Source organism: Xanthomonas sp. 10-10 (genome assembly GCF_040182365.1).
GTDB classification, from domain to species: domain Bacteria; phylum Pseudomonadota; class Gammaproteobacteria; order Xanthomonadales; family Xanthomonadaceae; genus Xanthomonas; species Xanthomonas arboricola_F.
Genome location: NZ_CP144460.1, coordinates 2204751 through 2222724, shown reverse-complemented (window position 1 = coordinate 2222724; position 17974 = coordinate 2204751). Strand labels below are relative to the sequence as shown.

18 protein-coding genes and 2 tRNA genes are annotated in these 17974 nt (G+C 65.9%); 15 read left to right on the top strand and 5 right to left on the bottom strand.

The annotated features are described in order from the left end of the window. Nucleotides 1-291: 291 nt before the first annotated feature. Nucleotides 292-3231 (bottom strand): TonB-dependent receptor, encoded by a 2940-nt coding sequence (locus tag VZ068_RS09510; RefSeq protein ID WP_349657492.1) that lies wholly within the window; start codon nucleotides 3229-3231, stop codon nucleotides 292-294. A gap of 258 nt (nucleotides 3232-3489) precedes the next feature. Then, complete coding sequence (locus VZ068_RS09505) at nucleotides 3490-4461, bottom strand: LysR family transcriptional regulator (RefSeq protein WP_259153921.1); 972 nt, start codon at nucleotides 4459-4461, stop codon at nucleotides 3490-3492. A 416-nt stretch (nucleotides 4462-4877) separates the two neighbouring features. On the opposite strand from VZ068_RS09505, the gene VZ068_RS09500 reads away from it, so the two are divergent. The 5 genes from VZ068_RS09500 to fdxA all read left to right on the top strand — a co-directional run bounded on the left by VZ068_RS09500 (nucleotide 4878) and on the right by fdxA (nucleotide 9001). Continuing rightward, nucleotides 4878-5510 (top strand): 2-dehydro-3-deoxy-6-phosphogalactonate aldolase, encoded by a 633-nt coding sequence (locus VZ068_RS09500; RefSeq protein ID WP_349657491.1) that lies wholly within the window; start codon nucleotides 4878-4880, stop codon nucleotides 5508-5510. Continuing rightward, complete coding sequence (dgoD, locus tag VZ068_RS09495) at nucleotides 5507-6655, top strand: galactonate dehydratase (protein WP_039404273.1); 1149 nt, start codon at nucleotides 5507-5509, stop codon at nucleotides 6653-6655. Before VZ068_RS09500 ends, dgoD begins: the two co-directional genes overlap by 4 nt. Next, nucleotides 6649-7560 carry an SMP-30/gluconolactonase/LRE family protein gene (locus tag VZ068_RS09490; RefSeq protein WP_349657490.1) on the top strand — a complete coding sequence of 304 codons (912 nt, stop codon included), beginning with the start codon at nucleotides 6649-6651 and terminating at the stop codon, nucleotides 7558-7560. The genes dgoD and VZ068_RS09490 overlap by 7 nt, the downstream gene beginning before the upstream one ends. After that, nucleotides 7557-8435 carry a 2-dehydro-3-deoxygalactonokinase gene (locus tag VZ068_RS09485; protein WP_259153916.1) on the top strand — a complete coding sequence of 293 codons (879 nt, stop codon included), beginning with the start codon at nucleotides 7557-7559 and terminating at the stop codon, nucleotides 8433-8435. Before VZ068_RS09490 ends, VZ068_RS09485 begins: the two co-directional genes overlap by 4 nt. A gap of 242 nt (nucleotides 8436-8677) precedes the next feature. Then, nucleotides 8678-9001, top strand: a complete 324-nt coding sequence (gene fdxA, locus VZ068_RS09480) for a ferredoxin FdxA (protein WP_005994928.1) — start codon at nucleotides 8678-8680, stop codon at nucleotides 8999-9001. Nucleotides 9002-9107: 106 nt separating this feature from the next. Here the strand turns inward: fdxA and VZ068_RS09475 are convergent, their stop codons facing one another. Both VZ068_RS09475 and dapA read right to left on the bottom strand, forming a co-directional pair. Then, on the bottom strand, nucleotides 9108-9623 hold the full coding sequence (locus VZ068_RS09475) for a hypothetical protein (protein ID WP_104611331.1): 516 nt from the start codon (nucleotides 9621-9623) through the stop codon (nucleotides 9108-9110). Nucleotides 9624-9639: 16 nt separating this feature from the next. Further along, the gene (gene dapA / locus VZ068_RS09470; protein ID WP_259164658.1) at nucleotides 9640-10548 is read right to left on the bottom strand and encodes a 4-hydroxy-tetrahydrodipicolinate synthase; all 909 of its coding nucleotides are present in this window, start codon (nucleotides 10546-10548) and stop codon (nucleotides 9640-9642) included. A gap of 92 nt (nucleotides 10549-10640) precedes the next feature. Here dapA and VZ068_RS09465 point away from each other — a divergent pair, with 92 nt between their 5' ends. The 10 genes from VZ068_RS09465 to VZ068_RS09420 all read left to right on the top strand — a co-directional run bounded on the left by VZ068_RS09465 (nucleotide 10641) and on the right by VZ068_RS09420 (nucleotide 16828). Continuing rightward, nucleotides 10641-11267: a glycine cleavage system protein R gene (locus VZ068_RS09465; RefSeq protein ID WP_002813792.1), complete on the top strand. Its 627-nt coding sequence runs from the start codon at nucleotides 10641-10643 to the stop codon at nucleotides 11265-11267. 13 nt (nucleotides 11268-11280) lie between these two features. Then, complete coding sequence (locus VZ068_RS09460) at nucleotides 11281-11631, top strand: ribonuclease E inhibitor RraB (RefSeq protein WP_259153906.1); 351 nt, start codon at nucleotides 11281-11283, stop codon at nucleotides 11629-11631. A 39-nt stretch (nucleotides 11632-11670) separates the two neighbouring features. Beyond that, nucleotides 11671-12153 (top strand): peroxiredoxin, encoded by a 483-nt coding sequence (locus VZ068_RS09455; RefSeq protein ID WP_349657489.1) that lies wholly within the window; start codon nucleotides 11671-11673, stop codon nucleotides 12151-12153. Between the two features lie 82 nt (nucleotides 12154-12235). After that, entirely contained in the window at nucleotides 12236-13633 is a 1398-nt protein-coding gene (locus VZ068_RS09450) for a PhoH family protein (RefSeq protein WP_055844239.1), read from the top strand. After that, nucleotides 13633-14115, top strand: coding sequence for a hypothetical protein (locus VZ068_RS09445; protein WP_349657488.1), 483 nt, complete (start codon nucleotides 13633-13635; stop codon nucleotides 14113-14115). The genes VZ068_RS09450 and VZ068_RS09445 overlap by 1 nt, the downstream gene beginning before the upstream one ends. A gap of 6 nt (nucleotides 14116-14121) precedes the next feature. Beyond that, complete coding sequence (locus VZ068_RS09440; protein ID WP_349657487.1) at nucleotides 14122-14793, top strand: YoaK family protein; 672 nt, start codon at nucleotides 14122-14124, stop codon at nucleotides 14791-14793. A gap of 37 nt (nucleotides 14794-14830) precedes the next feature. Then, the gene (gene thiD, locus VZ068_RS09435) at nucleotides 14831-15640 is read left to right on the top strand and encodes a bifunctional hydroxymethylpyrimidine kinase/phosphomethylpyrimidine kinase (RefSeq protein WP_349657486.1); all 810 of its coding nucleotides are present in this window, start codon (nucleotides 14831-14833) and stop codon (nucleotides 15638-15640) included. Next, nucleotides 15637-16542 (top strand): alpha/beta fold hydrolase, encoded by a 906-nt coding sequence (locus tag VZ068_RS09430; protein WP_349657485.1) that lies wholly within the window; start codon nucleotides 15637-15639, stop codon nucleotides 16540-16542. The genes thiD and VZ068_RS09430 overlap by 4 nt, the downstream gene beginning before the upstream one ends. A gap of 40 nt (nucleotides 16543-16582) precedes the next feature. Continuing rightward, a tRNA-Arg gene (locus VZ068_RS09425) sits at nucleotides 16583-16659 on the top strand. Between the two features lie 92 nt (nucleotides 16660-16751). Then, nucleotides 16752-16828: transfer RNA gene (locus VZ068_RS09420), tRNA-Arg, on the top strand. 151 nt (nucleotides 16829-16979) lie between these two features. Here VZ068_RS09420 and VZ068_RS09415 read toward each other — a convergent pair. Further along, nucleotides 16980-17972 (bottom strand): DedA family protein/thiosulfate sulfurtransferase GlpE, encoded by a 993-nt coding sequence (locus VZ068_RS09415; protein ID WP_349657484.1) that lies wholly within the window; start codon nucleotides 17970-17972, stop codon nucleotides 16980-16982. Nucleotides 17973-17974 lie beyond the last annotated feature (2 nt).

The following is a 17974-nucleotide window of genomic DNA, read 5'->3' as shown; positions in this document are numbered from 1 at the left end:
GCCGGTGCGCGAACGCCCTGCCCGTCGTTGTTGCTGGCCCGCATCCGCCACCGGAAGACCGGCAGGTGTGGATGCGCGGTCGCCCTGGCGGGCAGACCTGCGGCTGCGGCGGGAGCATAGGGCGCTGCCGTCATGCCACACCAATGAAATATTCCTGGAAAGGTATTCGTTAAAACTATATCAAGCACGGCAAACCCGGTAGGTCCGGCATTACAGGCCAGACCTACCGAATCCCGGGCAACGGGCTCGACCATGCCGATCAGCGCACAGCCGGGACGTGACCGGGCGCACTTACCAGTTCATGCGCAGCACCAGCGAATAGCGGCGGTCGTTGACGAAGGACGAGCGCGTGTACAGGCGCGGGTCCACTTCGCCATCGGCGTACGAGGTCGGACCCATCAGCACCTTGGTCACGGTGTTGGTGAGGTTGTTGGCCTGCACGCCCAGCTGCAGATGCTCGTTGAAGCGATAGAAGAACGAGCCGTCGAGCTGGCCGTAGTCGTCGGCCCAGGTCGGCAGGCGCGTGGCCGCGTCGCTGGTGGTCAGCAGATACCGTGAGCGCCAGTTGTAGGCCAGACGCAGCGACAGCGGGCCTTTTTCATAGATGCCGGCCAGGTTGTAGCTACGCCGCGACAAGCCTTCCAGCGGCAGCTCGACGCCGGTCACCGTGGTGCGGGTGTACGGGTCGATGGCGGTATTGGCGCCGCCCTTGCTGTCGACGAAGGTGAAGTTGGCATTGATGCCGAAGCCGCTCATCCAGCCCGGCAACTGGTCGAAGAACTGCGTGTAGCCCACTTCGGCACCGCGGATGGTGCCTTCGTCGGTGTTGTAGGGGCGGGTCACCAGCCACTCGCGGTTGTCATAGGTCTCGCTGCGGGTCTGGGTGGAGAAGTAATCCTTGACCTTCTTGTAGAACAGCGTGGTGTACAGCATGTCGCTGGTATCGAAGTACCACTCCAATGCGGTGTCGAACTGGTTGGCGGTCATCGGCTTGAGGGTCGGGTTGCCCGCAGTGCCGACGAAGTTGGTCGCATTGCCGGCGTCGTCGGTTTCCACGTTGAGCAGCACGTACGGCTGCAACTGGGTGTAGTCCGGGCGCGCCATCGCCTTGGACGCGGCAATGCGCCACTGCAAGGTGTCGGTGAAGCGGAAACGCATGTTCAAGCTCGGCAGCACGTTGGTGTAGCTGCCCTGCGAGTTGTTGTCGAAGTACTGGCCGGTGTAGCGGGCCTGCAGCTCCGGCGACACGTTCAGACCGGACAGATCCTGAAACTGACCGAAGCCTTCGGCCTGGGTCTTGGTCTGCACGATGCGCACGCCGATATTGCCGTCCACCGGCACGCCCCATGCTTCGTCGTTACCAAAATACAGCGCAGCGTAGGCGGCCTGGGTGCGCTCGAACTGGCGGTTGGTGTCCTGCGGCTGGTAGCTATCCGGCGCCCAACCCCATCCACGCAATGCCACGATCTGCTGCTGCAGCAGCTCCGATGCGCGGCGGTAGTTCTTGACCAGCCCACCGTTGGGCACCACCAGCGTGGTGGGCACGTTCACCCCGCCACGAAAGAAGTTCTTGAAGGTGAACTGCGACGACTCGTCGGGCAGGTACTGCGACATGTCCGCCAGCCCCGTGGCGCTGCCGGGGATCGCCGCCCAGTTGTCCGACAACACGCCCCAGTTGTAGCCGGAGTTCTTGTTGGTCTGGTTGCGGTCGGTGGCGCGCATGCCAAAGCGCGCAAACCGCAGCCAGCTGCTGTCCTGGAAGGTGTATTCCAGGTCCACCCGCGTGGAGAGCTGACGTCCACGGTTCTTGCCCAGGTGATCCATCGCCGCCGCCCAGAAATAATTGGACGGGTCCTGGGGGAAGCCCTGGTTGGCGATGTCCACGCGCGGGTACTTGCCCGACACGTCATAGGTCAACCCGGGCAGGTAGGTCGCGCTGAACACGGTGAAGTCCAGCTGGTCGTTGTCCGACTGCACCAGCTGCACATCGCCCTTGATCTGCAGGTTGTCGTTGAAGTAATGGCTGAAGCCCACCGACAGATCCGAGGTGGTGGTCTGCTGATCGGAGTAGCGGTTGTCGGTATTGAAACGCACGCCATCGCCGGTCAGCACGCCGCGCCAGGAATTGGACACCGGCGAACCGCGCTGGAATACGCCGTCCTGGTCGTACTGGAAGGTGGTGCCCGGCGCCGGGCTGATGCTGTTGTTGCTGTCGTTGAAGAACGCCGCGCGCTCCTGCCAGTTCATGTCGTAACGCGACCGCAGGTATTGCGCGTAGATCTCGGTCTGGTCGCTGGGCTTCCACTGAAACGCTGCGGCGATACCGTCGCGCTTGCGTTCGAAATCCAGCTGACGCCAGTTGACGCCACCGGGCACGTAGACCTCGGTACGCCCGCTGCCGGCCAGCACCGCGTCGTCGGTGCGGCGCACATACGGCTCCACCTGGATGCCGTCCGAGCGCGTGGCCAGTTCCGAATGGGCGATGTCGATCATGAAGCCCATCTCGCCGACGCCGGTCTGCCAGCGATCGCTGAACAGGAACGAGGCCGAGGGCTTGTACTTCTTGCTCATGTCGCCGTAGTTGACGTCGACGTTGCCGCCGACGATGCGGCCCGGATTGTCGAACGGCATGCGCGTGCGCAGATTGACCGTGCCGCCCAGGCCGCCTTCGATGATTTCCGCCGAGGGGTTCTTGTACACGTCCACGCCGGCCATCAACTCGGCCGGCACGTCTTCGAAACTCAGGCCGCGGCCGCTGGCGGCGCTGAAGATGTCGCGCCCATTGAGTTCGCCGCGCACCTGGGTCAGGCCGCGGATCATCACTCCGCTGCCTTCGGCGGAGAAATGGTCCGGATCGCTGCGTGCGGCGAAGTGGTCGATGGTCACGCCGCTGACGCGCTGCAGGGTTTCGGTGACGCTGCGGTCGGGCAGCGCGCCGATGTCTTCGGCGCTGACCGAATCCACGATCTGGGTGGAGTCGCGCTTGATCACCTGCGACTTGATCAGGCTGGCGCGCACACCGCGCACTTCCACCGTATCCAGATCCACCGCGCTGGCGCTGGCGCCGGCGTTGGTGGCGGGAGCGGTCTGCGGGGACGGCGCCCGTTGCGCGTACGCAGGGGCGGCGAGCAGCAACCCGATGCTGACGGCCATGGCCGAATGACGCAAACGCGGGGTACGACGTGCGTGCACGCCCGTCCCTGCCGAGGCATGGCTTGAAAACTTGTACATCCGAATCCCTCCCAGGACGCTAGACGACTGAAGACTGGTTGTCGCGGCGCCGTGGCGCGGCCCGCGGGATCATGCGGGAGCCGACGCGAACGCCCGCCCCCGCTCTCTCTCTGGCGGTTTGCCCGCCGATCACCTGCCCGACTTCACGTGCGCTTCAGCGTGCGATCTGGCGCACAGATATAGGCGCACGGTCTAGCGCCAGCCAATGAAAAATTCACGGACTGGTATTACCTCAGGGAATACAAATGGAAGAGCCCGCTAGCCAAGGGATTCCGGCCCACGCAGACCCGGGTACAAACGCCGTGCGGTGGTCCGCAGCGCCTGCAGGATGCGCTCGGCGCCGGGCGGCAGGATGTAATCGCGCCGGCGGATGATGCCGAACGATTCCATCCGCACCCCCAGTTCGATCGGCAGCACCGTCAGCAACTTGGCCTGGATCAGCGGCGCCACCGACTCCACCGGCAGGGCGGTCAGCATGTCGGTGCCACGCAACAGGGTCGAGGTCACCGGCAACGACGAGGTTTCGATCGCATTGGTCGGCGTCTGCACGCCGTGCTCCATGAACATCGAGTCCAGCCGTGCGCGCAAGACGCTGTCGGCCGGCGGCAGGATCCAGCCGTGCCGTACCAGGTCCGCATGCTGCAGACCGACCCGGCTGGCCAGCGGGTGGCCGGCACGTGCGATCACCGAATGCGGCTCATCGGCCAGCGGCTCGAACTCCAGCTCGCCCACGCCTTCCGGGCCCAGGATGCGGCCGATCACGATATCCAGCTGGCCATCGAGCAATTTCGCCACCAACGGCCGGCTGTAGTCCATCTCCACCCGCACCAGGATGTCCGGGAACTCGCGTTTGACCTCGGCGATCGCCTGCGGCACCAGGTTGGTCCCTGGATTGACCACGGTCCCGATCGACGCCTGGCCCATGCGGCCGGCGCGCAGCGCGGCGATTTCTTCCTGGGCCCGGCCGATCTCCGACATCGCCGCGCGGGCGCGCCGGATCAGCACATGACCGTACCAGGTGGGCTCGACACCGCGGGCATGCCGCTCGAACAATTTCACCCCCAGCATGTCTTCCATCTCGGCCAGCAGCTTGGAGGCGGCCGGTTGGGTCATGCTGGCGGCCTCGGCCGCGCGCAGCACCGAGCGTTGTTCGTGCAGATGCAGCAGCAACAGGAGTTGGCGGGTCTTGAGGCGGGCTGCGTTGAACCAGGGAGTACCGGAATTTGCCATGGGTTGCGGTTACGGCCGTGTATTCGTCGGAGGAATAGAATATGCCGAAAATTTCATTTGCAGCACATATCTCGCCGGGCGAGGCTAGCGCTCGCCGCAGCAGGAGCCCCTACCTCCCGGGCGCGGCCAGAACCAGACGTGACCGCCTCTGACCGGATGGCAGCACGCACGCCATGACTGCGGAGGTGGACGACGATGACGGCATCTTGCCGGCCACTTGCGGGCCGTAGCGCGAAGCATGCAGCTTGGGCATGCGCTGGCGGCCCAGCCATACGTCCGCTCTTTCGCCCCTCACTCTACCTTGCGGATCGCGCATCGGCAGCACCTGCTTGCCGCCCGCCGTTGCGCAAGTTCCCCCGACGCTGCCGGCCTTCTGGCCACCAACGGCCGCTTTCCGCTCTATCGCGAGTAACACCATGACTTCACAGACCACCGCCAGCCTGTTCGCCTTGCCGCTGATCGCCATCCTGCGTGGCATCACCCCGGAAGACACACTCGCCCATGTCGGCGCGCTGATCGACGCCGGCTTCGATGCGATCGAGATCCCGCTCAATTCGCCGCGCTGGGCCGAGAGCATTGCGCTCGCGCAGCAAACCTACGGCGAGCGCGCCTGGATCGGCGCCGGCACGGTGCTGCGCAACGAAGATGTCGACACCCTGGCCGGCATCGGTGCGCGCTTCATCGTCACCCCGAACACGCGACCCAGCCTGATCCGCCATGCGGTGTCGCGCGGGCTGACCGTGGTGGCCGGCTTCGCCACCGCCAGCGAGGCGTTCGACGCAATCGATGCCGGCGCAACGATCCTGAAACTGTTCCCGGCCGCAACTTATGGCGCTGCGCATGTGCGCGCGCTGCGCTCGGTGCTGCCCACCCACATCCCGGTCTATGTGGTCGGCGGCGTCAGCCCGCAGACCCTGGCCGGCTTCATCGCCCAGGGCGCCGCCGGCGCCGGCATCGGCGGCGAACTGTACAAACCCGGCCAATCCCTCGAAACAACCCAGACGCATGCACGCGCGTTCGTGCAGGCCTACCAGGAACTGCAAGGATGAAGATCACCCGCCTCACCACCTACCATGCCGCACCGCGCTGGTTGTTCCTCAAGGTCGAGACCGACGAGGGCATCACCGGCTGGGGCGAGCCGGTCATCGAGGGCCGCGCGCGCAGCGTGGAAGCGGCCGTGCACGAGCTGGCCGGCTATGTCGTCGGCAAGGATCCGGCGCGCATCAACGACCTGTGGCAGACCATGTACCGCGCCGGTTTCTACCGCGGCGGCGCCATCCTGATGAGCGCCATCGCCGGTATCGACCAGGCCTTGTGGGACATCAAGGGCAAGGCGCTGGGCGTGCCGGTATACGAGCTGCTGGGCGGGCTGGTGCGCGACCGCATGAAGACCTACCGCTGGGTCGGCGGCGACCGTCCCGGCGCCATCATCCAGCAGATCACCGACTACCGCGCGCTGGGCTTTGACACCTTCAAGTTCAACGGCACCGAAGAGATGAAGCTGATCGACAGCGCGCGTGCCGTGGATGCCGCCGTGGTCAAGGTCGCCGAAATCCGCGAAGCCTTCGGCAACACCATCGACTTCGGCATCGACTTCCACGGCCGCGTCGGCGCGCCGATGGCCAAGGCGCTGCTGCGCGAGCTGGAACCGTTCAAGCCGCTGTTCGTCGAGGAACCGGTGCTGGCCGAACAGGCCGAGTACTACCCGCGCCTGGCCGCCAGCACCTCGATCCCGCTGGCGGCCGGCGAGCGCATGTTCTCGCGTTTCGAATTCAAGAACGTGCTGTGCGCCGGCGGCATCGGCATGGTGCAGCCGGACCTGTCGCATGCCGGCGGCATCACCGAGTGCGTCAAGATCGCCGCGATGGCCGAAGCCTACGATGTCGGCTTCGCCCCGCACTGCCCGCTCGGCCCGATCGCGCTGGCTGCCTGCCTGCACGTGGACTTCGTCTCGCACAACGCGGTGCTGCAGGAACAGAGCATCGGCATCCACTACAACGAAGGCGCCGACCTGCTCGACTACGTCATCAATAAAGACGATTTTCAGTGTGTCGATGGCAGTATCGCCGCCCTGCCCAAGCCCGGGCTCGGTGTGGAGATCGACGAAGACATGCTCAAGCGCGCAAACGAAAATCCGCCGGACTGGCGCAACCCGGTATGGCGTCATGCCGATGGCAGCATCGCCGAATGGTGAGCACGCCCGAACACACCGCCGTGCTGGCGGTCGACAGCCGCTGCACGCATGGCGAAGGCGTGCTGTGGTGCGAGCAGCGCCAGGCGCTGTACTGGGTCGACATCGTCGAGAAGCGCCTGTGGCGGCATCATCCGGCCACGGCGCAATCGCGCTACTGGACGCTGCCCGACCGCCCGGGCTGCCTGGGCCTGATGCACGACGGCCGCCTGCTGATCGCATTGGCCAAGGCCATCGGCATCGTCGACCCGGACAGCACCGAAGACGAGCTGTTGCCGTTCGAGAAGCTGGCCGATATCGAAGCAGACAACCCGCTCACGCGCAGTAACGATGGCCGCGTCGACCGGCACGGCAACCTGGTGTTCGGCACCATGGACGAGCACGACAGCAAGGCTGCGCGCGGCGCGATGTATCAGTTCTCGCTGGCCCATGGCTTGCGCGCGTTGCCGTTGCCGGGCGTATCGATCCCCAACTCGATCTGCTTCAGCCTCGACGGCCGCACGCTGTATTACTGCGATTCGGTGCGCCCGCAGATCCTGTGCTGCGACTACGATCCGGACACCGCGCAGACCAGCAACACGCGCGTGTTCGCCACGCTGGATCGCGACGATGCCGAGCCGGATGGCTCCATCATCGACAGCGAAGGTCATCTGTGGAATGCGCAGTGGCGCGCCTGGCGCGTGGTGCGTTATCGCCCCGACGGCAGCGTCGAGCGGATCGTGCAGCTGCCGGTCAAGCACCCCACCTGCAGCGCGTTCGGCGGCGCGGCGCTGGACCGTCTGCATGTGATCTCCTCGCGCCTGGACCATAGCGCCGAAGAACTCGCTGGCATGCCCCAAGCCGGAAGCCTGTTCGTCTGCGACCTCGCCATAACCGGCCTGCCCGAAAGCCGGGTGGCCAGCGCATGATCGCCGTCGACTGGGGGACCAGCAGCCTGCGCGCCTACCTGCTCGACGCCACCGGTGCCGTGCTCGAACAGCGTCGCGGCAGCGACGGCATCCTCGCCTGCCAGGGCCGCTTTGGCGAGGTGCTGAGCGCCTTGATCGACGGCTGGGAAGGTCCGGTCGTCCTGTCGGGCATGATCGGCAGCCGCAACGGCTGGGTCGAGCAGGCCTACCTGCCCTGCCCGGCCGATACCGCCGCACTGGCTGGCGCCATGCGCCGCTACGACGACCTGCTGCCCGGCCGCACGCTATGGTTCGTGCCCGGCGTCAGCACCGGCGCGCAGCATGGCGTGCCCGATGTCATGCGTGGCGAAGAAACCCAGCTGGTCGGGCTGATCGCCGCACTCGGCGACGGCGACCACATCGCCTGCCTGCCTGGCACACACAGCAAATGGGCGACGATTGCCGACGGCCAGCTGACCGACTTCGCCACCGTGATGACAGGCGAGCTGTACGCGGTGCTGCGCCAGCACAGCATCCTCGGCAAGCTCATGTCCGACGATCACGCCGACCTCGATGAAGCCGCGTTCCTGTCGGGCGTGGATCGCAGCGCAGACCCCGGCGGCCTCAGCCACCACCTGTTCGGCACCCGCACGCTGGGCTTGTTCGACCGCCTCAGTGCACAGGCCCTGCCCTCGTACCTTTCGGGCCTGCTGATCGGCCACGAGCTCGGCGAGCATCGCGGCAGCCACGCCACCGTGCACCTGGTCGGCAGCCCGGCGCTGGCGCAACGCTACGCCCTGGCGCTGACGCATCTGGGCGTGGCCACCCAAGCGCACCCAGAAGACCTGGCCGCCGCCGGTCTGTTCGCCCTGGCCCGGCAACACGGCCTGACCTGAGCTGCGCCCCACGGAGACAGCATGCCAAGCCGTCTCCTGCGGGGCGGGAAGGCAAGGATCGCGCGCGCCGCAAGCGCGGGTTGGGGTGAGGGTGCTGCGGAAGACAGCCAACCCGGAAAGATCCAGGCATGTCCCGCACACGAGCGACACATCCAACAACTGCGCAGCACACAATCCGCATCCCACCTCACACCCATCACCGGACTGCTTTAGAATTACCGGGCTAAACGCCGGATTCCGCCATGCCTTTTGTTGTCACCGAAAACTGCATCAAGTGCAAATACACCGACTGCGTCGAAGTCTGCCCGGTGGATTGCTTCCACGTCGGCCCGAACTTTCTGGTCATCGATCCGGACGAGTGCATCGACTGCACGCTGTGCGAGCCCGAATGCCCGGCCAACGCGATCTATCCGGAAGATGACGTCCCCGCCGGCCAGGAAGGCTTCGTCGCGCTCAACGCCGAGCTGGCCAAGGCCTGGCCGGTGCTGACCGTGCGCCAGGAACCGCTTCCCGATGCTGCGGACTGGGACGGCAAACCGAACAAGCTGCCGCTGCTGCAGCGCTAAGGCGCTATCCCGCGCGCGATACCAACGCCGCCCGCAGCCACACCGCACAATGCAAAACGGGCGCCTTGAGCGCCCGTTTTGCTGTCCGACAGCGTTTTGAACCCACTCAGCCGCCGAGCTTGCCCTTCAGCGCGCTGATCACCGCCACCGGTGCAGCGGCCGTGGCCGGCATGCCGCGCGGATCCACTGCCGACACGTAGCTGCCCGCCTCGACCTTGACCACGCGCACCAGGAAGCTGGAACCCTCGTAGCTCACGTCGTAGGAACCGAGCATCTGCGCCTTGCTGGCGATGGTCAGGCCGGGAATCTCGGCCAGCGCCGCACCGACCTTGGCAAACACCTCGTCGCGCTCGCCCGGCACGGTGAAACCGCTGTTGGCGCTGGCAGACGGCGGCGTGTTGTTCTGCTGGGTGGTCGATGCCAGCGTCGGCACCTTCATCGCACCGGAGGTGTCGGGCAGGTTCAGATCCGGCGGCACTTCCAGCGGGCGGGCTTCCGGGGCCAACGCATAGTCGCCGCGCGCGCCCTTGTGAAACCAGCTGCAACCACTCGTGGCGGCGACGGTGGCGGTCGCCAGCAACGCGAGCGACAGCACGCGGACGGGGGAAACGGAATGACGCATCGATAAATCTCCTGGGTCAGGCCGCGAGCATTTCGCGGCTGGAAAGTGCTTCCAACGCAATGGCGTCGGCGGCAAGGCGGTCGGCGGCAGGCTGGTGCGCCGCAGAAAGTGGCAGCAGCGGCAAGCGCAGGCCGTGGCCGATCCCGGCGCGCTGCAGCAGCGCCTTGACCGGGATGGGATTGGATTCGATCCCGCAGAAGCTGTGATATTCGCTCAGGCGCGCATCCCAGGCGGTGGCCGCATCGCGCTGGCCCTTGCGGGCCAGATCGCACAGGCGTCGATACGCCGACGGCAATGCGTTGGACGCCACCGAGATCAGGCCCTCAGCGCCGGACAGCATCGATTGCGCGGCGCTGCCGTCATCGCCGCTGAGCACCACGAAGGAGTCGCTGCGCAACGCGACCAGCGCGGCAACGCGCTCGGGTTCGCTACGCGCTTCCTTGATGCCGACGATATTCGGGTGATCGACCAGGTCGGCCACCGTCTCCGGCAACAGGTCGCAGCCGGTGCGGCCGGGCACGTTGTACAACACCACCGGCAACCCGCCGTTGTCGGCCACGGCCAGAAAATGCGCCTTCAACCCTGCCTGGGTCGGGCGCACGTACGGCGGCGTCACCACCAGCGCGTACTGCGCGCCCAGCGCGGCGGCGCGGCGCGTCTGCGCAATGGTTTTTGCGGTGCCGGACAGGCCGGTACCGGCCAGCACCGGCACCCGGCCGGCAACCTGGGCAACGGCTGCGCGCAGCAGCGTGTCGTATTCGTCGTCGCTCAGCGCGGCGGCTTCGCCGGTGGAGCCGGCGACCACGATTCCCTGCACGCCACCGTGCAGCTGCTGCTCCAGCAGCCGCCGCCAGGCATCCAGGTCGAGTGCGCCGTCCGGCCCGAAGGGGGTCGCCAGCGCGGTGATGATGCCGGAAAGGGACAAGATTCTGCTGCTCTTACGTGACAGGGGAGGCCCGCGCGCACGCGGGTTGCGACCGCCTGCATGTTACTTGCGGCGCGAAACCACGGGCAAGTATGCTGGTCACCGCCAGGGCGCCTGCCCGGGCGGCCATTCAGCCTGATGCAATGCCGGAAGCCCCTTTGACCGACTCTACACCCCGGCCTTCGCCGACCGAAAATCACCTCCTGATCAACGCCTACACGACGCATCCGGAGTCCCCCCTATTGCCTGTCACCCGCCGCATCGCCGATAGCGGCTGCAATCTCGTGGACGCCCGCCTGGCCACGGTGGGGCGCGATGTCTCGGTCACCGCGCTGGCCACAGGCTCCTGGGATTCGGTCGCCAAGCTCGAAGCCATGCTGACCCGGCTGGAACGCGAGGAAGGCCTCAAGCTGGTCTGGTACCGCACCGGCCCCAAGCAGACCCAGTCCAACCTGCTGCCCTACATCGTCGAAGTGATCGCTGCCGACAAGCCGGGCATCCTGTTCCAGCTGGCCGATTTCTTCGACCGCCAGGGCATCACCATCGAAAATCTGCAGAGCACCCGCTACCGCGCCATGCAGACCGGCGCGGAGATGTTCTCTGCGCAGGTGACCATCGGGGTGCCGGCCAACATGCACATCGCCGCGTTGCGCGATGATTTCCTGGAATTCTGTGATCACCTCAATCTCGACGCGATCATGGACCCGATGAAGTTCTAAGGCAGACGCACCGATGGCCATCGCCCAATCCGCGCTGAAACAGATGTTCGACCATATCCGCTCCGAGACCGACTGGAATCTCGACGGCCCCTTGCGCTGGGAGTATTTCTTCGCCGACCCGGCGCAGGAACCGCTGCAGAAACTCGCCGAGCAACTCACCCAGGACGGCTACCGCGTCATCGACATCTTTCTCGGCGAACGCGACGAAGATGACGGCGACGACGAGGAGTCGTATTTCCTGCACGTGGACAGGCGCGAACACCACACCATCGAATCGCTGAATCAGCGCAATGCGCAGTTCGACGCACTCGCCAAACGTTTCCATGTGGCTGCTTATGATGGGATGGACGTCGGGCCGGCCTGATCGGCCGCCGACCGCCTCTCCCCTTCAGGCTGAGCAACGATGACCGACGCTGTACTGGAACTGCCCGCTACCACCCTCGACCTGCCACTGGCGCTGTCCGGCGGCACCCAGGCCACCCTGCGCGGCTATGCCGGCAAGTGGGTGGCGCTGTACTTCTACCCGAAGGACAGCACGCCCGGCTGCACCACCGAAGGCCTGGATTTCAACGCGCTGCTGCCGCAGTTCTCGCAGGCCGGCGCGGTCGTGCTGGGCGTCTCGCGCGACTCGGTGAAATCGCACGACAATTTCTGCGCCAAGCAAGGATTTGCCTTCCCCCTGGTCAGCGATGGCGACGAGGCGCTGTGCCGCGCCTTCGACGTGATCAAGGAAAAGAACATGTACGGCAAGCAGGTGCTCGGCATCGAGCGCAGCACCTTCCTGCTTTCGCCCGAAGGGCGCGTCGTGCAGGCCTGGCGCAAGGTCAAGGTCGCCGGCCATGCCGAGGCCGTGCTGGCCGCAGTCAAGGCGCACGCCAAACAGTGACGCCCCTGAGTTCCCGTGTCCTCCATCACCCTGCACATGCAGGCGTGATGGCTCGCCCCTGCTCCATCACTTGGAAGACCCAATGACCCGAGGCAAGCGCATCTACGTGCTGGACACCAACGTGCTGATGCACGATCCCACCTCGCTGTTCAAGTTCGAGGAACACGATGTGTTCCTGCCGATGCAGGTGATCGAAGAACTCGACAACGCCAAGAAGGGCACCTCCGAAGTCAGCCGCAACGCGCGCCAGGTCAGCCGCTTCCTGGACGAATTGCTGGAAAACACCAACGCCGAGCAGATCCAGGCCGGTATCCTGCTCAGCCATCCGCAGGGCATCCAGCTCAAGGGCCAGGCGGCGATCGGCCGGCTGTATTTCCAGATCCATCCGATCGACCCGGGCCGCACCTTCGGCGCGATGCTGCCGGACAACAAGATCCTGGCCTCGGTGCTGGCGCTGCGCGAAGAAAACCCGGATGTGCCGGTCATCCTGGTGTCCAAGGACATCAACCTGCGCATCAAGGCCTACATCAGCGGGCTGGTGGCCGAGGATTACCAGAACGACCGCGCGCTGGACGATTTCAGCCTGCTGTTCACCGGCGCCATCGAGCTGCCGGAAGACTTCTGGCAGAAGCACAACGAAGACCTGCGCAGCTGGAACGAGCGCGGTCGCACCCATTACGAGATCGTGCTGGCCGACGACGAAGACTGGTACCCGAACCAGTACCTGTATCTGCCCGGCGAAGACGACGTGGAGCTGCGCGTGGCCAAGGTCGGCGGCGGCAAGGCCACGCTGTGTCTGGTGGATGATTTCCGCCACACCCAGCACGCGGTCTGGGGCATCGCCGCGCGCAACCGCGAGCAGAACTTTGCGCTCAACGCCCTGATGGACCCGGAAATCGATTTCGTCACCCTGCTCGGCACCGCCGGCACCGGCAAGACGCTGCTCGCGCTGGCCGCCGGCCTGGCGCAGACGATGGACCAGCAGCGCTACCGCGAAATCATCATGACCCGCGCCACGGTCAGCGTGGGCGAGGACATCGGTTTTCTGCCCGGCACCGAAGAAGAAAAGATGACCCCGTGGATGGGCGCGCTCACCGACAACCTGGAAGTGCTCACCCACAACCAGGACGGCGGCTCCTGGGGCCGTGCGGCCACCAACGACCTGCTCGCCAGCCGCATCAAGATCCGCTCGATGAACTTCATGCGCGGGCGCACCTTCCTGTCGCGCTATCTGATCCTGGACGAAGCGCAGAACCTCACCCCGAAGCAGATGAAGACCTTGATCACCCGTGCCGGCCCCGGCACCAAGATCGTGTGCCTGGGCAACGTCGAGCAGATCGATACGCCCTACCTGACCGAGACCACGTCCGGCCTGACCTACGCGGTGGATCGCTTCAAGGCCTGGCCGCACAGCGCGCACATCACGCTGCGCCGTGGCGAACGCTCGCGTCTGGCCGACTTCGCCTCGGAGGTGTTGTGATGCGAACGCTTCGCAGCGCCACCGCGCTTGCGGTGCTCGCGCTGGCCGGCTGCGCGACCACCCAGGCGCCATCGACGGTGCCGACCAACCTCAAGAGCGGGCAGTCGTGGATCATCACCCGCCAGAGCGTCGCCGAGCAGGTGCTGGACACCTGCTCGCGCGATAGCCCGGCGCGTCATCCGGGCCAGATCAGCGGCTACTGGGAACCGAGCCATCAACAGATCGAGCAGCTGGAATCCCGGCAGGATGCGTTGACGCCGACCATTGCCGAGCCGCGTGAGTTCGACCGCCAATACGTGGGCGTGGTGATCCAGGGCCAGCAACTGATCTACATCAATGCGTTCAAGCTGCCCAACGACCCGCCGGTGAAACCGGCACGGGAAGCGATCAAGGTCTGCGACGGCGGCAGCGCTTTCTGGGGGGCTCTGTACGACCCCCAAACCGGCGCGTTTTCGCAGATCGCCGTCAACGGCGGCCCCTGACCCGCGATGGGCCTGCTGCTGCCGCGCTGGGTCTGGATTGGCGCGGTGGCATTGTCGAGCGTGGCGGGCATGGTCAATGTGGTCGGCTACCTGGGTTCCGAGCATCAGGTGGTCAGCCACCTCACCGGCACCACCAGCCTGCTTGGCGTGGCCCTGGTGCAAGGCAGCGCGCCGGAGATCGGCTTCCTCTGGGGCGTCCTGATCGCCTTCTGCGCAGGCGCCATGCTCAGCGGCCTGATCATCCAGGACGATGCCTTGCGGCTTGGACAGCGCTACGGCGCGGCGCTGCTGATCGAGGCACTGCTGTTGCTGGCCGCGATTCCGCTGTTCAAGCTGCATCATGTCGGCGGCGCTCTGTTCGCCGCTGGCGCCTGCGGCCTGCAGAATGCGATGGCGACCACCCTCAGTGGCGCGGCGGTCCGCACCACGCATGTGAGCGGCATGTTCACCGATCTGGGCATCGGCCTGGGGCACCTGCTGCGCGGACGCCCGCTGCAGGTGCGCCGGCTCACGCTGAGCGGGCTGATCATCGGCGGCTTTCTTGGCGGCAGCATCCTGGGCACTGTGCTGTTCCAGCGCTGGCAGTACGACGCGCTCTACCTGCCGGCCATCCTTACCGGATTGACCGGTACCGGCTATGTCGCCTATCTGCAATGGCGTCGCTGGCGTACAGGATGATGCGCACATCCTCCAGGCGGCAGTGCAGAATCGACGTATGACCACGCCCAGCACGCTGTCCGCATTGACCATCGCCGGCTCCGATTCCGGCGGCGGTGCCGGCATCCAGGCCGATCTCAAGACCTTCGCCGCGCATCGCGTGCATGGCTTGTCGGCGATTGCCGCATTGACGGCGCAGCACACGCGCGCCGTCACCGCCGTGCACATCCCGCCCATCGCATTCTTGCGCGCACAGGTGGACGCCTGCTTCGCCGACTTCCAGATCCAGGCCGTCAAACTCGGCATGCTGGCCAATGCCGAGGTCATCCACTGCGTGGCCGATCTGCTCGAAGCCCATCGCCCGGCTTTCGTGGTGCTGGACCCGGTCATGGTCGCCACCAGCGGCGCTCGCCTGCTCGAGGATGCTGCGCTGGATGCGCTGCGCTCGCGCCTGCTGCCGCTGGCAACCTTGATCACGCCCAACACGCCCGAAGCCGAGCTGCTGACCGGCCGCCGCATCGACACTGCCGATGCCGCCGAACATGCCGCCGCCGCGCTGCTGGAGCTTGGCGCGAACGCCGTGCTGCTCAAGGGCGGCCACCTGCATGAGGGCGCGCGCGTCATCGATCGCTTCGATGACGGCGTCACCCAGGACGTGTTCATGCATCCGCGTGTCGACGTCGACGCGCATGGCACCGGCTGCAGCCTGTCGGCGGCGATCGCCGCGCAACTGTGCCAGGGTCTGTCCCTGCTCAATGCCTGCGAGGCCGCGATCGACTACGTGGCGCGCGCCATCCGCCTGGGGCAGCGCCCGGGGCAGAGCGAGGTACTGGTGCTCGACCATTTCGGCGCCGCTCCTGGCGTATGAGCGTGCACAGCCAGACGCTGACGGCCAGCGCAGCGGACGGACATCGCTGGGAAGTGATGCGCATCGCACCGCTGCAACCGATCGCCACCTTGCTGTGGCTGCCCGCACTGGGCGTGGCGGCACGGCATTACCAACCGTTCGCCCATGCCTTGGCCGCTGCCGGAATTGCGGTGTATCTGCACGAATGGCGCGGCAATGGCAGCAGCACGCTGCGCCCATCGCGTCGACACGATTGGGGCTATCGCACCCTGCTGGCCGACGACATTCCGGCCAGCCAGGCACTGATGGACCGGCTTGATCCGCAGCACCCGCGCATCGTCGGCGGGCACAGCCTGGGCGGTCAGCTGGCCTGCTGCCATGCCGCGTTGCAGGCCGGGCGATTGCCATCGCAACCCGACTCGCCTTTGACGCAGCTGTGGCTGGTTGCCAGCGGCTCGCCGTATTGGCGTAATTTTCCGCGTCCCATGCGTTACGGACTGCCGCTGGTGTATCGCGCCCTGCCCTGGCTTGCACGCGTACAGGGCGTGCTGCACGGGCGATCGCTCGGCTTCGGCGGCACCGAGGCACGCAGCCTGATCGCCGACTGGGCGCGGGTCGGCCGCAGCAATCGCTATCGCTCTGCAGGCAGCGACTGGGAACTGGAGCGCGCGTTGGGCGCGTTGACGGTACCGATCAAGGCGCTGACCTTTGCACACGATCACTTCGGCCCGGCTGCGGCGCTGCATGCACTGCTGCACAAGATGCCGCACGCGCATGCCGAGCTGCAACAGTTGGATGATGCGCAACTGGGCGTGCGCAGCGATCACTTTGCATGGATGAAGGCACCCGCCGCTGTGGCGGCTGCGCTGCATCGCAGGCGTGCCGATACAGTCAGTGGCGATCGAATTTCACAAAGGGATTGACGAGTACGCCGGGCATCCGCATAATTCCGCTCCTGACGAGGCGCCCGTAGCTCAGTTGGATAGAGTACCTGGCTACGAACCAGGCGGTCGGGAGTTCGAATCTCTCCGGGCGCACCATCTTCAGGAACAAAAAAGACAGCATTGAACCGCTGTCTTTTCAGTTAAAAGTCCGGCTGCAGTGCATCGGATTGCAAGTCAAAACAAGATATGCGCCCGTAGCTCAGTTGGATAGAGTACCTGGCTACGAACCAGGCGGTCGGGAGTTCGAATCTCTCCGGGCGCACCAATCTTGAAGAAAACGACCAGCTTGCTGGTCTTTTTTTTGCCTGTCGTCTTGCCTGCATCGCCTGCGAGCCCGGCTTGCGCAGCGTACCGATCGTGCAGACGCACCGAGCGAATGCGCTGCGACGCCTGTTACCGAACCAGACGCAGAACGCTCACGTTGTCGCGCCAACAGCATCCGATTTAGCGACCACCACCACCGGCACCAACGAGGTCACCGGATGTCCGGCATCGCGCCAAGCATCCAGCCCGCCAAGCAACGGACGCACATCGCGATATCCATGCTCGCGCATCCGGCCCGCCAACCAGGCCGCAGACACTTCATCCGGGCACGCGCAATAAATCACCACACCGCGATCGCGCGGCACGCTGGCCAGAATCTGCGCAAGCTGGCGTTCGTCGGCGAAGACCGCGCCAGGAATCGTGTACGGCTGCAGCTCGCGGTATCCGGGTGCCCGGATATCCAGCACCGTCGGCCGCAGGCTCTCGTCGCCATCCAGCAGCGGCACCAGCTCGTCCACCGCAATGCGCGCGCGCTCCAGCGACCGCAGCAGCGTGTGACGCCGCCACCAGCGCCACCCGACGTAGCAAGCCAGCAGCGCGGCCAAGACCACCACCGCGCCGGAACCGAGCCCGGACAAGAACGCGAGCACGTCCTGCACCTGATTGGCGAACATCGCCCCGAGGCCCAGCCCGACCAACGCCCACAGCGAAGCGCCGAACGCGTCGTAACGCAGGAACGCGCCCGGCCGCACCCGCATCGCACCGGCCATCGGAACCGACACCATCGACAGGCCAGGCACGAATTTGGCCACTGCCAGGACCCGCACACCCCAGCGCGAGAAGAACCGCTCGGTCTGCTTCATGCAGGTATCGCGCGACAGGGATAACCGGCACAGCGACTGCAAGGTGCGATTGCCGAAGCGGCGACCCGCCAGATACCACGCCAGATCGCCAAGCAGACTCGCCAGCACCGACACACCCCACGCTGCAAGACCCGCCAGCCACGCTTCGCTGCCACCGCGCAGTGCGTAACCGGCGCCGACCAGCACCAGCGTCGGCAACGCCGGCACCGGCAGCCCGAGCGACAGTGCCAGCACGTTGGCAAACACCAGCGCCAATCCGTACTGTTCGATCAAGCCTTGCATGC

What these genes read in the sequence shown, in the direction of transcription:
- VZ068_RS09510 (WP_349657492.1), bottom strand. Translation starts at nt 3,231, where the DNA reads ATGTACAAGTTTTCAAGCCATGCCTCGGCAGGGACGGGCGTGCACGCA.
- VZ068_RS09505 (WP_259153921.1), bottom strand. Translation starts at nt 4,461, where the DNA reads ATGGCAAATTCCGGTACTCCCTGGTTCAACGCAGCCCGCCTCAAGACC.
- VZ068_RS09500 (WP_349657491.1), top strand. Translation starts at nt 4,878, where the DNA reads ATGACTTCACAGACCACCGCCAGCCTGTTCGCCTTGCCGCTGATCGCC.
- dgoD (WP_039404273.1), top strand. Translation starts at nt 5,507, where the DNA reads ATGAAGATCACCCGCCTCACCACCTACCATGCCGCACCGCGCTGGTTG.
- VZ068_RS09490 (WP_349657490.1), top strand. Translation starts at nt 6,649, where the DNA reads ATGGTGAGCACGCCCGAACACACCGCCGTGCTGGCGGTCGACAGCCGC.
- VZ068_RS09485 (WP_259153916.1), top strand. Translation starts at nt 7,557, where the DNA reads ATGATCGCCGTCGACTGGGGGACCAGCAGCCTGCGCGCCTACCTGCTC.
- fdxA (WP_005994928.1), top strand. Translation starts at nt 8,678, where the DNA reads ATGCCTTTTGTTGTCACCGAAAACTGCATCAAGTGCAAATACACCGAC.
- VZ068_RS09475 (WP_104611331.1), bottom strand. Translation starts at nt 9,623, where the DNA reads ATGCGTCATTCCGTTTCCCCCGTCCGCGTGCTGTCGCTCGCGTTGCTG.
- VZ068_RS09465 (WP_002813792.1), top strand. Translation starts at nt 10,641, where the DNA reads ATGCTGGTCACCGCCAGGGCGCCTGCCCGGGCGGCCATTCAGCCTGAT.
- VZ068_RS09460 (WP_259153906.1), top strand. Translation starts at nt 11,281, where the DNA reads ATGGCCATCGCCCAATCCGCGCTGAAACAGATGTTCGACCATATCCGC.
- VZ068_RS09455 (WP_349657489.1), top strand. Translation starts at nt 11,671, where the DNA reads ATGACCGACGCTGTACTGGAACTGCCCGCTACCACCCTCGACCTGCCA.
- VZ068_RS09450 (WP_055844239.1), top strand. Translation starts at nt 12,236, where the DNA reads ATGACCCGAGGCAAGCGCATCTACGTGCTGGACACCAACGTGCTGATG.
- VZ068_RS09445 (WP_349657488.1), top strand. Translation starts at nt 13,633, where the DNA reads ATGCGAACGCTTCGCAGCGCCACCGCGCTTGCGGTGCTCGCGCTGGCC.
- VZ068_RS09440 (WP_349657487.1), top strand. Translation starts at nt 14,122, where the DNA reads ATGGGCCTGCTGCTGCCGCGCTGGGTCTGGATTGGCGCGGTGGCATTG.
- thiD (WP_349657486.1), top strand. Translation starts at nt 14,831, where the DNA reads ATGACCACGCCCAGCACGCTGTCCGCATTGACCATCGCCGGCTCCGAT.
- VZ068_RS09430 (WP_349657485.1), top strand. Translation starts at nt 15,637, where the DNA reads ATGAGCGTGCACAGCCAGACGCTGACGGCCAGCGCAGCGGACGGACAT.
- VZ068_RS09415 (WP_349657484.1), bottom strand. Translation starts at nt 17,972, where the DNA reads ATGCAAGGCTTGATCGAACAGTACGGATTGGCGCTGGTGTTTGCCAAC.